At 72.7% G+C, this 15,026-nt stretch carries 13 protein-coding genes; 6 read left to right on the top strand and 7 right to left on the bottom strand.

Annotation, left to right across the window (positions count from 1 at the left end):
• Positions 1 to 46: 46 nt before the first annotated feature.
• A complete protein-coding gene (locus tag G9H71_RS00075) occupies positions 47 to 880 on the bottom strand; it encodes a sensor histidine kinase (protein ID WP_166276127.1) in 834 nt (277 codons plus the stop codon).
• Between the two features lie 102 nt (positions 881 to 982).
• Positions 983 to 1,996, bottom strand: a complete 1,014-nt coding sequence (locus tag G9H71_RS00080) for a heme o synthase (RefSeq protein ID WP_166276130.1) — start codon at positions 1,994 to 1,996, stop codon at positions 983 to 985.
• Positions 1,997 to 2,301: 305 nt separating this feature from the next.
• Between G9H71_RS00080 and tkt the strand changes: the two genes are divergently transcribed.
• From tkt to G9H71_RS24300, 6 genes are all read left to right on the top strand, one after another.
• The gene (gene tkt, locus G9H71_RS00085) at positions 2,302 to 4,419 is read left to right on the top strand and encodes a transketolase (protein WP_166276133.1); all 2,118 of its coding nucleotides are present in this window, start codon (positions 2,302 to 2,304) and stop codon (positions 4,417 to 4,419) included.
• Between the two features lie 49 nt (positions 4,420 to 4,468).
• A complete protein-coding gene (gene tal / locus G9H71_RS00090) occupies positions 4,469 to 5,653 on the top strand; it encodes a transaldolase (protein ID WP_166276136.1) in 1,185 nt (394 codons plus the stop codon).
• 82 nt (positions 5,654 to 5,735) lie between these two features.
• A complete protein-coding gene (gene zwf / locus G9H71_RS00095; protein ID WP_331272620.1) occupies positions 5,736 to 7,307 on the top strand; it encodes a glucose-6-phosphate dehydrogenase in 1,572 nt (523 codons plus the stop codon).
• Positions 7,308 to 7,353: 46 nt separating this feature from the next.
• Positions 7,354 to 8,280, top strand: coding sequence for a glucose-6-phosphate dehydrogenase assembly protein OpcA (locus G9H71_RS00100; RefSeq protein ID WP_166276139.1), 927 nt, complete (start codon positions 7,354 to 7,356; stop codon positions 8,278 to 8,280).
• Positions 8,277 to 9,035, top strand: coding sequence for a 6-phosphogluconolactonase (gene pgl, locus G9H71_RS00105; protein ID WP_166276142.1), 759 nt, complete (start codon positions 8,277 to 8,279; stop codon positions 9,033 to 9,035). Before G9H71_RS00100 ends, pgl begins: the two co-directional genes overlap by 4 nt.
• Before the next feature lie 164 nt (positions 9,036 to 9,199).
• Entirely contained in the window at positions 9,200 to 10,723 is a 1,524-nt protein-coding gene (locus G9H71_RS24300) for a methyl-accepting chemotaxis protein (RefSeq protein ID WP_166276145.1), read from the top strand.
• 277 nt (positions 10,724 to 11,000) lie between these two features.
• On the opposite strand, the gene G9H71_RS00115 is transcribed toward G9H71_RS24300, so the two are convergent.
• From G9H71_RS00115 to G9H71_RS23195, 5 genes are all read right to left on the bottom strand, one after another.
• The gene (locus tag G9H71_RS00115) at positions 11,001 to 11,948 is read right to left on the bottom strand and encodes a toll/interleukin-1 receptor domain-containing protein (RefSeq protein ID WP_166276148.1); all 948 of its coding nucleotides are present in this window, start codon (positions 11,946 to 11,948) and stop codon (positions 11,001 to 11,003) included.
• A 165-nt stretch (positions 11,949 to 12,113) separates the two neighbouring features.
• Positions 12,114 to 12,461, bottom strand: coding sequence for an RNA polymerase-binding protein RbpA (locus tag G9H71_RS00120; protein ID WP_166276151.1), 348 nt, complete (start codon positions 12,459 to 12,461; stop codon positions 12,114 to 12,116).
• An 82-nt stretch (positions 12,462 to 12,543) separates the two neighbouring features.
• A complete protein-coding gene (gene secG, locus G9H71_RS00125) occupies positions 12,544 to 12,768 on the bottom strand; it encodes a preprotein translocase subunit SecG (RefSeq protein WP_166278739.1) in 225 nt (74 codons plus the stop codon).
• A 133-nt stretch (positions 12,769 to 12,901) separates the two neighbouring features.
• On the bottom strand, positions 12,902 to 13,711 hold the full coding sequence (gene tpiA, locus G9H71_RS23190) for a triose-phosphate isomerase (RefSeq protein ID WP_231133957.1): 810 nt from the start codon (positions 13,709 to 13,711) through the stop codon (positions 12,902 to 12,904).
• A gap of 3 nt (positions 13,712 to 13,714) precedes the next feature.
• Positions 13,715 to 14,932 (bottom strand): phosphoglycerate kinase, encoded by a 1,218-nt coding sequence (locus tag G9H71_RS23195; protein WP_166276154.1) that lies wholly within the window; start codon positions 14,930 to 14,932, stop codon positions 13,715 to 13,717.
• Between the last annotated feature and the right edge of the window lie 94 nt (positions 14,933 to 15,026).

A 15,026-nucleotide genomic window follows, 5' to 3' on the forward strand; every position in this document is an offset into this window, starting at 1 on the left:
GGCGTGCCGGGCACGCAACCTGAGGACAGGAGCCCGCCGGGGCCCGTCAGCCCGCGAGCAGCGCGGGCGCAGCGTGTGGCGGGGTGGGGGGAGCGTCCGGTCCGGTCGGGAAGGTGGCCCGCGCGGTCGTGCCCGCTCCCGGCTCGCTGACGATGCTGAGCGTGCCGCCGTGGGAAGCGGCCACCTCCCGCGCGACAGCAAGGCCGAGGCCGACGCCGGGCTGTCCGTCGTGCCGCGTGGCGCTGCCACGGTAGAAGCGCTCGAGGACACGGGTGCGCTCGTCCGCGGGGATGCCGACGCCGGTGTCGGCGACGTCGACCGCGGCCCAGCCGTCCAGCGCCCGCACCTCGACGCGGACCGCGCCACCGGGCGGCGTGAACGCGACGGCGTTGCACACGAGCGCCTCGACCATGCGCACGAGCCGTGCGCGGTCCCCCTGCGCCACGACCGTGCCGCACGGCACGACCTCCAGGGCCACGCCGCCGCGCTGCGCCGGGCGCGCCCGTGCGGCGGCCGCCGCGCCAGCGACGTCGAGCAGGTCCACGGGCTGCCGGTCCAGGGCCAGCTGGCCGTCCCCGGCCCCCGCTCCCGCGACGAGCAGCAGGTCCTCCACGAGGCGGAGCAGGCGCTTCGCGCCGTTCTCGGCGGAACGGGCCACCAGGGCCTGCTCGTCCGACAGCGGGCCGACGATCCCGTCGAGGAGGAGCTCGAGGTGGCCGAGGGCGGACGTGAGCGGGGTGCGCAGCTCGTGCGACATCAGCGCGAGGAAGGCGTCGCGGACGTCGGCGTCGAGGGTCGCGCCGGGCACACGCTGGTCCGCTGCACGCGCCAGCGGCATGCCCGGCGGCGCCGGCTCGCGCTGCGCGGGGTGCCCGGTCATATCCCGAGGTTCGGCAACCTGATGCCGCCCCGGGAGCGGATCGCCGCCCAGATCACCCGGGTGCCGCAGTACCCCGGATCGTCCGGGCCGGCGGCGCAACGGTCAGTGCAGCAGCGGGTCGATCGCGACGGCGAGGAAGAGCAGCGAGAGGTAGCTGATCGACCCATGGAAGAGCCGCATCGGCTTGAGCCCCGCGCCGCGGGCGCCCGACCCGGCTCGCGCCAGCAGGCGGTGGGCCTCGAGGAGGAAGGCCCCGCCCAGCACGACGGCGGCCACCGCATAGACGGCTCCGGTCCCCGCCACCGGCCAGAGCAGCAGGGAGCAGGCGACCATCGCCCAGGAGTAGGCGACGACCTGACGGGCGACGGTGACGTCGGACGCGACGACCGGCAGCATCGGCACGCCGGCGGCGGCGTAGTCGTCGCGGAAGCGCATCGCCAACGGCCAGTAGTGCGGAGGCGTCCACAGGAAGATCACGCCGAAGAGCACCACCGGCGCCCAGGACAGCGAGCCCGTCACGACGGCCCAGCCGATGAGCACCGGCATGCAGCCCGCAGCGCCGCCCCAGACGATGTTCTGCGGGGTGCGCCGCTTCAGCAGCAGGGTGTAGACGAGCACGTAGAAGGCGATCGTCGCAAGCGTCAGCCCGGCGGCGAGCAGGTTCGTCAGCGCGGCGAAGAGCGCGACCGACACTCCGCCGAGGCCGAGGCCGAAGACGAGGGCCTGGCGCGGGGTCACCGCCCCGGTGACCAGCGGCCGCCGCTCGGTGCGGTGCATGACCGCGTCGATGTCGCGGTCGATGTAGCAGTTGAGCGCGTTCGCGCTGCCCGCGGCGAGCGTCCCGCCGACCAGCGTGACGAGGACGTCGCGCAGGGACGGGAAGCCGCCCGCGGCGAGGATCATCGTCGGCACGGTGGCGACGAGCAGCAGCTCGACGACACGCAGCTTCATGAGGGCGACGTACGCCCGCAGCTGCTCGGCGAGCCTCCGGCGCCCAGCTGCGGGGGCCGCGGGAGCCGCCGACGTCCCGAACCTTCCGGAGTCCGAACCTGCCCGCGGAACCGCGAGAGCGTGCGGACGCGGGTCGACTGCCGTCACTGGCACCTCGTCGAGCATGGGGAGCACCGCTGTGGACGGCGCGCGGACGGGAGTCAGCGTAACCGTCGGTCGCGGGCGGACGACGGCCGGGACACGGTGACGGCGGACACCTCCGTCGTCCGAGCCGGGCGGTTTGCGCAGAGCGCGCCCGCCCCCGCGTCGGGGCGCCGTGATCAGGGCATCCCGCGGCGGGAATAGGGTCTGGGAGCGTAGATGCTGGCCCAACGGGCAGCAGACCCGAGTCGGGGCTCATCGGAGCCGTCTGCGGACGGCGCCTGCCGCGGCCCGAGGCGACATAGGACGTTGTGGAGGGAGACCGGCAAGTGGCGAATACCGAGACCAAGGGCGGCAAGGCTCCGGAGCTGGAGTGGTCGGACGAGGACCGGAAGGTCGTCGACGTCGCCCGTGCGCTGGCGATGGACGCCGTCCAGCAGGCGGGCTCGGGCCACCCCGGCACCGCGATGAGCCTGGCTCCCGTGGCCACGCTGCTCTTCCAGCGGCTGCTGCGCCACGACCCCAGCGACCCGCACTGGGTCGGGCGCGACCGCTTCGTGCTCTCGGCCGGGCACGCCAGCATCCTGCTCTACAACCAGCTATACCTCTCGGGCTACGGCCTGACGTTGGACGACCTCAAGCACCTGCGCCAGTGGGACAGCCTGACCCCGGGCCACCCCGAGCTCCACCACACCAACGGCGTGGAGACCACGACCGGCCCGCTCGGGCAGGGCATCTCCACGGCGGTCGGCTTCGCGATGGCCGCCCGCCGCGAGCGCGGCCTGTTCGACCCGCAGGCAGCGCCGGGCGAGAGCCCCTTCGACCACACGATCTACGTGATCGCCGGCGACGGCGACATGCAGGAGGGCGTCCAGGCCGAGGCCGTGAGCCTCGCCGGCCACCTGCGCCTCGGCGACCTCGTCGTCCTTTACGACGACAACCACATCTCGATCGACGGCAACACCGACGTCGCGTTCAGCGAGGACGTCCTCGCCCGGTTCGCGTCCTACGGCTGGCACGTCCAGCGCGTGGACGACGCCCAGGACGTCGACGCGCTGCACGCCGCGCTGACCGCCGCCCGCGACGAGCGCGACCGGCCGAGCATCATCGCGGCCCGCTCGATCATCGCCTGGCCGGCGCCGAACGCGCAGAACACTGCGAAGGCGCACGGCTCCGCGCTCGGCGAGGCCGAGGTCGCAGCGACGAAGGAGGTCCTCGGCCTCGACCCGACGAAGACCTTCGACGTGCCCGACGAGCTGCTCGCCCACGCCCGTCAGGTAGTCACTCGCGGGAAGGCGCTGCGCGAGGAGTGGGAGAAGTCGTTCCTGGCCTGGCGCGACCGCGAGCCCGAGGGCGCCAAGCTCTACGACCGGCTGCTCACCCGCCGGCTGCCCAGCGGCTGGGACTCGGCGCTGCCGACGTTCCCGGCAGGCAAGGACGTGGCGACCCGCAAGGCCAGTGGCGACGTGCTCAACGCGATCGCCCCGGTGCTGCCGGAGCTGTGGGGCGGGTCGGCCGACCTGCACGAGTCGAACCTCACGCTGATCCACGGCGAGCCGTCGTTCGGCCACCCGGACTCCGGCGCGGCCAACGTCGACCTCTACGGCCGCAACGTGCACTTCGGCATCCGCGAGCACGCCATGGGCGCGGCGATGAACGGCATCGCCATCCACGGCAACACCCGCTTCTACGGCGGCACCTTCCTCGTCTTCAGCGACTACATGCGCGGCGCGGTGCGCCTCGCCGCCATCATGAAGGCGCCGGTCACCTACGTCTGGACCCACGACTCGATCGGGCTCGGCGAGGACGGCCCGACCCACCAGCCGGTCGAGCACCTCTGGTCGCTGCGCGCCATCCCCGGCCTCGACGTGGTCCGCCCGGCGGATGCCAACGAGACGGCGATCGCGTGGCGGGCGATCCTGGAGAAGGACCGGGGGCCGGCTGCGCTCGCCCTCACCCGGCAGGGCGTGCCGACCTACGACCGCTCCCCCGCCGGCCCCTACGCCAGCGCCGAGGGCGTCACCAAGGGCGGCTACGTCCTGATCGACTCCTCGGCCACCACCCCGCACGTGGTCCTCATCGCCACCGGCTCCGAGGTGCAGATCGCCGTGGCCGCGCGCGAGCTGCTCGAGGCACAGGGCGTCCCCACTCGCGTCGTGTCGATGCCGTGCGTCGAGTGGTTCGAGGAGCAGGACGACTCCTACAAGCAGAGCGTCATCCCGCCGGCGGTGCGCGCCCGGGTCAGCGTGGAGGCCGGCATCGCGCAGGGCTGGTGGAAGTACCTCGGAGAGGCCGGCGAGGCCGTCAGCATCGAGCACTTCGGGGCCAGCGCGTCCTACAAGGTCCTCTACGAGCAGTTCGGCTTCACCGCCGAGCGCGTGGTCGCGGCCGCTCAGGCCAGCATCTCCAAGGCCGGGGTCATCCCCGGCAGCACGACGGGCAACTGACCCGCCGCTCGTCCACCCGCGAACAACAATTCGCAGTAGGAGGCACCAGGTGTCCGACTCTCTCCGCCAGCTGTCCGAGCAGGGGGTCGCGGTCTGGCTCGACGACCTGTCGCGGGCCCGGCTGCAGACCGGAAATCTCGAGGAGCTGATCCGTGAGCGCTCCGTCGTGGGCGTCACGACCAACCCGGCGATCTTCCAGAAGGCGATCTCCGGCTCGGAGGTCTACTCCGACCAGCTGCGCGACCTCGCCCTGCGGGGCACGGACGTGGGCGAGGCGCTGCGCGCGCTGACGACCTTCGACGTGCGCTGGGCGTGCGACGTGCTGCGCCCGCAGTGGGAGGCCTCGAACGGCCGGGACGGCCGGGTCTCGATCGAGGTCGACCCTCGCATCGCGCACGAGACCGACCGCACGGTCGCCGAGGCCAAGGCGCTGTGGTGGCTGGTCGACCGGCCGAACCTCCTCATCAAGATCCCGGCGACGCTCGCCGGTATCCCCGCCATCGCCTCCACGCTCGCCGAGGGGATCAGCGTCAACGTGACGCTGATCTTCAGCCTCGAGCGCTACGAGGCCGTGATGAACGCCTACATCGAGGGGCTCGAGCGGGCCAAGGAGAACGGCCACGACATCTCCACGATCGAGAGCGTCGCGTCCTTCTTCGTCAGCCGCGTCGACACCGAGATCGACAAGCGCCTGGACAAGATCGGCTCCGACGAGGCCAAGGCGCTGCGGGGCAAGGCGGCCAACGCCAACGCCCAGCTCGCGTACCAGCTCTACGAGAAGGTCTTCTCCGGCGAGCGCTGGGAAGCGCTCGAGGCCGCGGGCGCCAAGCGGCAGCGTCCCCTGTGGGCGTCGACCGGCGTGAAGGACCCGTCCTACGACGACACGATGTACGTCGTCGAGCTGGTCGCGCCGGACACCGTGAACACGATGCCCGAGGCCACGCTGCAGGCGGTCTACGACCACGGCCAGATCCGCGGGAACACGATCGCCGGGTCCTACGAGGCGGCGCAGAAGGTCCTCGACGACCTCAAGGCCGTCGGGGTGGACTACGACGACGTCGTGCGGCTCCTCGAGGAAGAGGGCGTCGACAAGTTCGAGGTCGCGTGGAACGAGCTGATCGAGTCGGTCACGGGCGAGCTCGAGCGCATGGGCGCCGAGGTCATGCCGGCCGGCGCCACCAAGCCCGCGGGCTCGGGCCCGGCGTCGGCGAGCCCGGAGAGCACGTCCAAGTAGCCGGGCGACCGCGGCGGCCGCCTGACCTCCCGGGGCGGGCGGCCGCGGCGCGTTCAGCTGCGAACAGAAGAGAAGAGGCGCAGTGACAGCGAGCGAGGCCCTGTTCACGAATGGGGCGTCGCCGGGCGGGCTCTCGAGCACGAACCCGCTCCGCGACGTACGGGACCGGCGGCTCCCCCGGGTCGCCGGCCCGTGCGGGCTGGTCATCTTCGGCGTGACCGGAGACCTGTCCCGCAAGAAGCTCATGCCGGCCATCTACGACCTGGCCAACCGCGGCCTGCTTCCCCCGGGCTTCGCGCTCGTCGGGTTCGCGCGCCGCGACTGGGAGGACCAGGACTTCGCCCAGGTCGTCCACGACGCGGTCAAGCAGCATGCCCGCACCCCGTTCCGGGACGAGGTCTGGAAGCAGCTCTCCGAGGGCATCCGCTTCGTCTCCGGCGAGTTCGGCGACAAGCAGGCGTTCGAGACGCTGCGCGAGACCATCCGCGACCTGGACGAGAAGCGCGGCACGCAGGGCAACCACGCGTTCTACCTGTCGGTCCCGCCCAAGTTCTTCCCCGACGTGGTCCGCCAGCTCAAGGAGACCGGCCTCGCCGACGGCCCCGAGCACGCGTGGCGGCGCGTCGTCATCGAGAAGCCGTTCGGCCACGACCTGGCCAGCGCGCAGGAGCTGCAGCGGATCGTGGGCGAGGTCTTCGACCCGTCGTCGGTCTTCCGCATCGACCACTACCTGGGCAAGGAGACTGTCCAGAACATCCTCGCGCTGCGCTTCGCGAACGAGATGTTCGAGCCGATCTGGAACCGCGGCTACGTCGACCACGTGCAGATCACGATGGCCGAGGACGTCGGCATCGGTGGCCGCGCCGGCTACTACGACGGCATCGGCGCCGCCCGCGACGTGATCCAGAACCACCTGCTCCAGCTGCTCGCGCTCACCGCCATGGAGGAGCCGGTCTCCTTCGACGCGCGCGACCTGCGCCTGGAGAAGCTCAAGGTCCTCAACGCCACGCACGCCGGCAAGGACATCTCCCGGTCCACCGCCCGTGGGCAGTACGTCCGCGGCTGGCAGGGCGGTGAGCTCGTGCCGGGCTACCTCGAGGAAGAGGGCATCCCGGCCGACAGCATCACCGACACGTACGCCGCGGTGCAGCTGGAGATCGAGACCCGGCGCTGGGCCGGGGTGCCGTGGTACCTGCGCACCGGCAAGCGCCTCGGGCGCCGGGTGACGGAGATCGCCGTCGTGTTCCACCGGGCGCCGCACCTGCCCTTCTCCCGCAACCAGGTGGAGGAGCTCGGCCAGAACGCGCTCGTCATGCGCATCCAGCCGGACGAGGGCATGACCGTGCGCTTCGGCTCGAAGGTGCCGGGGACCTCGATGGAGGTCCGGGACGTGACCATGGACTTCGCCTACGGCGAGTCGTTCACCGAGTCCAGCCCCGAGGCCTACGAGCGGCTCATCCTCGACGTGCTGCTCGGCGACCCGCCGCTGTTCCCCCGGCACGAGGAGGTCGAGGCGTCCTGGCGCATCCTCGACCCGATCGAGGAGCACTGGGAGAGCCACGGCAAGCCCGACACCTACCCGGCGGGCACCTGGGGCCCGAGGTCCTCGGACGAGATGCTCGCGCGCAACGGGCACGTCTGGAGGCGTCCGTGAGCAGCGTGCGGAGCCCCCTCGAGTCCGAGCGCGCCCGGAGGCCGCAGTGAACATCGACCTCACCGACACCACGTCCAGCAAGATCTTCGGCGCGCTGCTCGACGCCCGTCGGCGCAGCGGCAGCCCGGCGATGGGCGCGGTGCTCACCCTCGTGATCGTCACCGACGAGCAGGGGCACTACGACGCGCTCAAGGCCGCCACGTCGGCCTCGCGCGAGCACCCGTCGCGGATCCTCGTCGTCGTGGCCAGGCCGGGCCGCGGGGCGTCGCGGCTCGACGCCGAGGTGCGCACCAGCGGGGAGACCGGCCCCGGAGAGGTCGTGCTGCTGCGCCTGCACGGCGAGCTGTCCGACCACCCCGACAGCGTGGTGCTGCCGCTGCTGCTGCCGGACGCGCCGGTCGTCGTCTGGTGGCCGGGCACGGCACCGGAGGACCCGGCGCACCACCCGCTCGGGATGATGGCCCAGCGCCGCATCACCGACTCGGCCTCCTGCCAGTCGCCCATCTCCGAGCTGGCCAAGCGCCGCTCTGGCTACTCCGGCGGCGACACCGACCTGTCCTGGACGCGGCTGACCCCCTGGCGCACGCTGCTCGCCGGTGCGCTGGACCACCCGGCAGCGCCCATCACGGGGGCCAAGGTCGCGGCCGAGGCGGAGAGCCCCAGCGCCGAGCTGCTCGCGCTGTGGCTCGGCTCCCGGCTCGGCGTCGAGGTCGAGCGCGCGACGACCGACGGCCCGGGAATCACCGGGGTGCATCTCTGGTCCGACGGCGGCGGCGTGGACATCGAGCGCGGCGACGGCCGGGTGGCGCAGATCAAGGTGCCCGGCTCCCCGGAGCGCTCGGTCGCACTCCCCCGGCGGCCGCTGAGCGAGCTGCTCGCCGAGGAGCTGCGCCGGCTCGACGCGGACGACGTCTACGGCGAGGTGCTCGGCCTGGTCTCGCCCGCGGATGGCTCCGTGGGCGCCGGCGCATGAGCGGGCGGACCTCGCCCGCACCCAGCGTCGTCGTCGCCCCGGACAAGGACGTCCTGGCCGCCGCGATCGCCGCCCGTCTCCTCACGGCGCTCGCCGACGCCCAGGCGCTGCGCGGCACCGCGTCCGTCGTGCTCACCGGCGGAGGCATCGGGCTGGGGGCGCTGCGCGCCGTCGCGGAGTCACCGGCGCTCGGGGCCGTGGACTGGTCCCGCGTCGACTTCTGGTGGGGCGACGAGCGCTACCTTCCGGACGGGGACCCGGAGCGCAACGAGACGGGCGCGCGATCCGCGCTGCTGGACCGGCTGCCGGTCGACCCGGCGCGGGTCCACGCCGTGGCCGCCGAGTCCCCCGACGGGCCCGAGGTCGCCGCGGAGGCGTACGTCGCCGAGCTTGCCGCGGCGGCCGCCGACGGCGCAGCAGCGCCGGCGTTCGACGTCTGCCTGCTCGGGGTGGGCCCGGACTCCCACGTCGCGTCGCTGTTCCCCGAGCACCCCGGCACGCAGGACACGCGGCCGGCGTTCGCGGTGCACGGCTCCCCGAAGCCGCCGCCGACCCGGATCAGCCTGTCCTTCGACACTCTCCGGTCCGCGCGCGAGGTGTGGCTCCTGGTCGCCGGGGCCGAGAAGGCCGACGCCGTCGCGCTGGCGCTCTCGGGCGAGGCCGGCGAGCGGCAGGTGCCGGCGGCGGGGGCGTACGGCACCGAGCGGACGCTGTGGCTGCTCGACCGTGCCGCGGCGGGCAAGCTGCCCGCCTGAGCGTTGCACCGGGCCGGCCGCCCCACCCGCTCGGTGGGACGGCCGGCCCGCGCCCGCGGGCCTCCCGGCCCATCTGCTGCAGAAGTTCTCCTCAAGCCTGTCCCCCGTCCGGCCGATCGAGGCTCGACAGACGAACATCGGAACGGGCGATACGGGGGCCGGCGATGCGCCGACGCAAGAACACGACGGTCCAGGCACCGGTGCCGCGCGACGTCGAGGCGCTCGAGCAGGTCGTGCTCGCGTTCGACGGCGGGCTCGTCGACCTGCAGGACGCGCGGGTCAAGACGACGGACGCGCTCGTACGCGCACTGGACCTCGCCTACGGCGCCCGCTGGGTGCCTGACGGGCAGGGCGGCTTCACCCTCGCCTACGAGACCGGCGAGCTGACCCCTGCCATGGCGCGAGCCGCTGGCGGCGCGCGAACGCTCCCGCCCGACGTCGGGCTGCTCGGCCGGGCGCTGTCGACCCGCAAGCCGGTGCTCGTCGCGCCGCCGGAGGAGGGCGCGAAGTGCCTGCGCTGGGCGGCGGCCCGGGCCGCCGGCGCGGTCGAGGGCGCTCTCATCCCCATGGTCGACGGCAGCGCCGTCGTCGGCGTCATGGAGTGCTACAGCCGTCAGCGGCTCCCCGTCTTCGGCAGTGACAAGTGGGCCGCCATCGGCCGGATCGCGACGCTGGCCCGCAACCAGGCCCTCGCTGCGACCACCCTGCGCGAGACGCTCGACGACCGGCAGGCGGTCACGACGGTCGTCACCCGCGTCGGCGAGGCGGGCAACGAGGAGGCCGCCCTCCGGGTCGCGCTGGAGACCGTCCGCACCGCGTTCGGCTGGGCCTACGGCTCCTACTGGAAGCTCGACGAGGACGAGAAGGTCCTCCGCTTCGACGTGGAGTCCGGCACCGCCGGCGAGGAGTTCCGCCGCGTGACGCTGGCCGCCTCGTTCGCGGAGGGGGTCGGGCTGTCCGGGCGGGCGTGGAAGGCGCGCGACCTCGTCTTCGTGCACGACCTGGCCGACGTGACCGACTGTGTCCGGGCGCCGGCGGCGCAGCGGGCCGGCGTGCGCTCGGGCGTCTGCTTCCCGATCGTGGACGGCACCCACGTGCTCGGGACCATGGACTTCTTCACCACCGAGAGCATCGAGCTCTCCGAGTCCCGTGCCGCGGCGCTGCGCAACGTGCAGCAGCTGGTGTCCCAGCGCCTCGCCGTGCTGCGCCGGGCCGAGGAGGACGCCCAGCGGGCCCGGGTCCTGCTGGACACGGTGTCGCGTCTGCGGGAGGCCACCGACGACGCCGGCCGCGTCGCCGACGAGGCGGTCAGCCGCTCGTCAACGATGACCGCTGAGGTCGAGGGGCTCGCGGCCGCGTCGTCGGCGATCAACGACGTCATCAAGATCATCTCCGGCATCGCCGACCAGACCAACCTGCTGGCGCTCAACGCCACCATCGAGGCGGCGCGGGCGGGCGAGGTCGGCCGCGGCTTCGCGGTCGTGGCGAACGAGGTCAAGGAGCTCGCTCGGGAGACCGGGGACGCCACGAAGCGCGTCGCCGACCAGGTCGCGGGAATCCAGGCGAGCAGCGAGACCGTCGCCGCCGGCATCCACGCCACGAGCGAGATCATCGGCCAGCTCGACGGGGTGCAGGCCCGGATCGCCGACGTCCTCGAGGAGCAGGCGCGGATGGCCGGCCACCTCTGACCGACGCTTCAGCAAAGCGAGCTTCCTACGTCGCAGTCGCATGGAAGTGCGCGGGCGCGACTCCTCGGCGAACACGAGCGCGGAGCGTCTGTGCGGGACCGCCCGTCCGACATGAGCGTGCGCCCCGACGCGCCTGACGCCCACCCATGCAGAGCGCTCCCCGGGACAGCCCTTCCGACCGGGGAGCGACTGGAGAAGTTCGGTGCTCATAGCGCGTCACGCGAAGCAGTCTTCGCGCGTACGACTGACGGCGACTACCCCGACGAGCGACGGCGTTCTAGTTCGAGCTGTTGACGCGAAGGCTTCCGCGGCCGCCGTCACCCTTGTACAGGTCGACCTGCGCAACGTACTCGCCCGGAGTCAAGACGGGCGTTCGCAGCTCCCCGTCCGGCTTCAGCTGTGTGTCACCCACCTCGTTCCGGTGGATGTCGTAGAGAACGAGCTTGCCACGCCGTGGCCAGGTCGCCCCAGAGATGCGCAACGTCAGTCGGTCGGCAGTCACCACACGGAACCGGACGTCCGCCCTCTCCTCGTTGCGATCCACGTCCACGGTCACTGCTTCGCCGTCGACGGCTGCCACGAGCTCCGATCCGCTGACGAACGAGGAGGGTCGGCCACCGCCTGACGTGTCCCCTGCCAACGGCGCCACGACAGCGGCCACGGCCGCCACTGCTCCGGCCCCGAGCGCCCACCCCGTAGCCGTCGGTCCCGGGGCTCGCCCCGTGCGCCGACCGAAGAGCTGGCGGAGGTCGCCAACCAACCGGCGCGCTGCCGCCCGGAGGTCCTCATGGTGCAACTCGACCGCCTCGAGATGAGCGACGTCAGAAGGCGATCCCACTGAGTCGGTGAGCAGGGGGACCACGAACACGCCCTCCCGCGACCGAGCCTCGTCCAATGCCCACTCGCGCTCCTTCGCGCAGAACTCCGAGGCGCGGTAGGCGGCCGTGACCAGCAACAGCACGAGGTCGGACCGACGGACCTGGTGGCGGAGCTCGCGCTCGAAGTCCTGGCCGGCGAGCAGCACCTCACGGTCCAGGACCACACTCAGCCCCCGCGCGCGGAGCTCGCCCTTCAAGGCGTCCGCGAGCACCTTGTCCTTCCGGGCGTAACTGAGGAAGACCCGCGTCCGCGGGCGCCAGAGCCGGTCGGCGACGCGGGAGACGGCGCCGCGTACTCGTGGCGCGACGAAAGGAGCTGCGGTCACGTGGTGGGAGACGTCTGACATGTCGCCCTTGATACGTCTCACCGACCAGTCGACCGCGCGTCGTGGTGCCGACCACGGGGCACTCTGCGCGTCCCCCTGCTCAGCCTCAGCTTGCCAAAGCGGACGAAGAAGCCGAGAGGGGCGGCCCCGGAGACCCCGGGACCGCCCCTCTGACGTACGGGACAGCTACTCGCCGCGCCGCTTGCGCAACTGCTCGAGCGCCTCGGCGAGGATCGCCTCGCCGTCGGACTCCGTGCGACGCTCCTTCACGTAGGCCAGGTGCGTCTTGTAGGGCTCGGTGCGCGGCGGCTCCGGGGGCTTCTCCCGGTCCTGCCCGGCCGGCAACCCGCACCGCGGGCAGTCCCAGACCTCCGGCGGCGCGACCCCGGGCTCCTCGGCGAAGCTGGGGACGCTCTCGTGCCCCTTCGCGCACCAGTAGGACACCCGGACGCGCGGAGCCGTGTCCCCCCGCTCCGCCTCGCCCATGGGGCCGGCGCCCACCCGACTGCCCCGAATGGCATTGCCGCTCGCCACGCTGGTCCTCCCCTGCTCGACTGAAGGGTGCTCGTACGGTCCCGCTCGACCTGACCCCGGCGCGCGGAGCGCGCCGGCGGGGTCAGACCTTCGCGAGCAGCCCGAGGGCGACCACGGACGCGAGCCAGATGAGGCCGATCCCGATGGTGAGGCGGTCGAGGTTGCGCTCGACGACGCTGGACCCGCCCAGCGACGACGACACGCCGCCACCGAACATGTCGGAGAGGCCCCCGCCCTTGCCCTTGTGCAGCAGCACGAGCAGCACCAGGAGCGCGCTCGTGACGATGAGCACGCCGGAGAAGATCATCTCGGTGATGGACACGCAGAGCCTTTCTGGGCCACTCGTCAGCTCGACGCTGGACAGCGTACGACGAGGTGGGGCGCTGGGGGACGTAGACGGGCGGACGGCGGTCTTTTCGCCGTCCGCCCGTCGGCGACGGTCAGGAGGCGGCGGTCTCGCCGAACCGGACGATCTTGCAGAAGTCCTCGGCGTCGAGGCTGGCGCCGCCGATCAGCGCGCCGTCCACGTCCTTCTCGGCCATGATCGCGCCGGCGTTGGAGCCCTTGACCGAGCCGCCGTAGAGCACGCGGACGCTGTCGGCCACGTCGCCGGACCAGCCCTCGGCGAGCTGGTCGCGGATCGCGGCGCAGACCTCCTGCGCGTCCTGCGGCGTTGCAACCTCGCCGGTGCCGATGGCCCAGACCGGCTCGTACGCGATGACGACCTTGCGGACCTCGTCGCCCGACAGCCCCGCGAGGCCGCCGGTGAGCTGGCTGATGCAGTGCGGCACGTGGCCGCCGGCCTGCCGGACGTCAAGCCCCTCTCCGATGCAGAGGATCGGGGTCAGCCCGTGCTTGAGCGCAGCCTTGACCTTCGCGTTCACGAGCGCGTCGTCCTCGGCGTGGTACTGGCGGCGCTCGGAGTGGCCCACCACGACGTAGGTGCAGCCGAGCTTCGACAGCATCGCGCCGGAGATCTCGCCGGTGTAGGCGCCGGAGTCCTTGTCGGACAGGTCCTGCGCGCCGTACGCGATCTTCAGCTCGTCGCCGTCCACCAGCGTCTGCACGCTGCGCAGGTCGGTGAAGGGCGGCAGGACGACGACGTCAGCGCGGTCGAAGTCCTTGTCCTCGAGGCGGAAGGCGAGGTCCTGGACCAGCCGGATCGCCTCGAGGTGGTTGAGGTTCATCTTCCAGTTGCCCGCGAAGAGCGGCTTGCGGGCACTGTTGTCCGAAGAGCTGGGAGTCGCCAAGGTTCATGCCTCCAGGGCTTGCAGGCCGGGCAGGGTCTTGCCCTCGAGGTACTCGAGGCTCGCCCCGCCGCCGGTCGAGATGTGTCCGAACGAGCTCTCGTCGAAGCCGAGCGCGCGCACGGCGGCCGCGGAGTCCCCGCCACCGACGACCGTCAGCGCGCCGCGGCTCGTGGCGTCGGCGAGCGCCTGCGCCACGGCCCGGGTCCCGCCGGCGTAGGGCTCCATCTCGAAGACGCCCATCGGGCCGTTCCAGAACACCGTGCGCGCATCCGCGAGCTTGGACGCGAAGAGGGCGCCCGACTCGGGGCCGATGTCGAGGCCGAGCCGGTCGGCGGGGATGGCCTGCGCCGGCACGACCTGCGGGTCGGCGTCCGCGGCGAACGCGGTCGCCGCGACGATGTCGACCGGGAGCACGAGCTCCACGCCGGACTCCTGCGCGCGCTGCAGGTAGCCCGTGACCGTCTCGAGCTGGTCCTCCTCGAGCAGGCTCTTGCCGACCTCGTGGCCCTGGGCCTTGAGGAACGTGAAGAGCATGCCGCCGCCGACGAGCAGCTTGTCGCCGGACTGCATGACGCCGAGCAGGTTGTCGATGACGCCGAGCTTGTCCGAGACCTTGGACCCGCCGAGCACGACCACGTAGGGCCGCTCGGTCTGCGTGGTGAGGCGCTTCAGCACCTCGACCTCGGCCTCGACCAGCCCGCCGGCGACGTGCGGGACGCGCTGGGGGACGTCGTAGACGCTGGCGTGCTTGCGGTGCACCGCACCGAAGCCGTCGCCCACGTAGGCGCCGTCCGCGCCGAGCAGGGCCACGAGGGCGTCGGCGAACGCGCCGCGCTCGGCGTCGTCCTTGCTCGTCTCACCGGCGTTGAACCGCAGGTTCTCCAGCAGCGCGACCTCGCCCTCGCCGAGCCCCTCGACGGCGGCGCGCGCCTCCTGCCCGACGGTGTCGGTGGCGAAGGCCACGGGGCGGCCGAGGACCTCGGAGAGCCGGGCGGCGACCGGGGCGAGGGTGTACTTCGGGTCCGGGGCGCCCTTGGGGCGGCCCAGGTGGGCGACGACGACGACGCGTGCACCGCGCTCGGCGAGCGTCGAGATGGTCGGCGCGCTCGCCCGGATGCGGCCGTCGTCGGTGATGCGGGTGCCGTCCAACGGCACGTTCAGGTCCGAGCGCACGAGCACGGTGCGGCCGCGCACGTCGCCGAGGTCGTTCAGCGTCTTCATCGGATCGCCCTCACAGCAGAAGGTCCTCTCCGCACGAGTGCGGCGACCCCCGGGCTCCTAGAAGCCCGGGGACCGCCGCGTTCGTGGGACTTAG

The organism is Motilibacter deserti (assembly GCF_011250635.1).
Taxonomy (GTDB): Bacteria; Actinomycetota; Actinomycetes; order Motilibacterales; family Motilibacteraceae; genus Motilibacter_A; species Motilibacter_A deserti.

Coding starts and splice junctions, on each gene's coding strand:
- G9H71_RS00075 (WP_166276127.1), bottom strand. CDS start 880: ATGACCGGGCACCCCGCGCAGCGCGAGCCGGCGCCGCCGGGCATGCCG.
- G9H71_RS00080 (WP_166276130.1), bottom strand. CDS start 1,996: ATGCTCGACGAGGTGCCAGTGACGGCAGTCGACCCGCGTCCGCACGCT.
- pgl (WP_166276142.1), top strand. CDS start 8,277: ATGAGCGGGCGGACCTCGCCCGCACCCAGCGTCGTCGTCGCCCCGGAC.
- G9H71_RS24300 (WP_166276145.1), top strand. CDS start 9,200: ATGCGCCGACGCAAGAACACGACGGTCCAGGCACCGGTGCCGCGCGAC.
- G9H71_RS00115 (WP_166276148.1), bottom strand. CDS start 11,948: ATGTCAGACGTCTCCCACCACGTGACCGCAGCTCCTTTCGTCGCGCCA.
- secG (WP_166278739.1), bottom strand. CDS start 12,768: ATGATCTTCTCCGGCGTGCTCATCGTCACGAGCGCGCTCCTGGTGCTG.
- G9H71_RS23195 (WP_166276154.1), bottom strand. CDS start 14,932: ATGAAGACGCTGAACGACCTCGGCGACGTGCGCGGCCGCACCGTGCTC.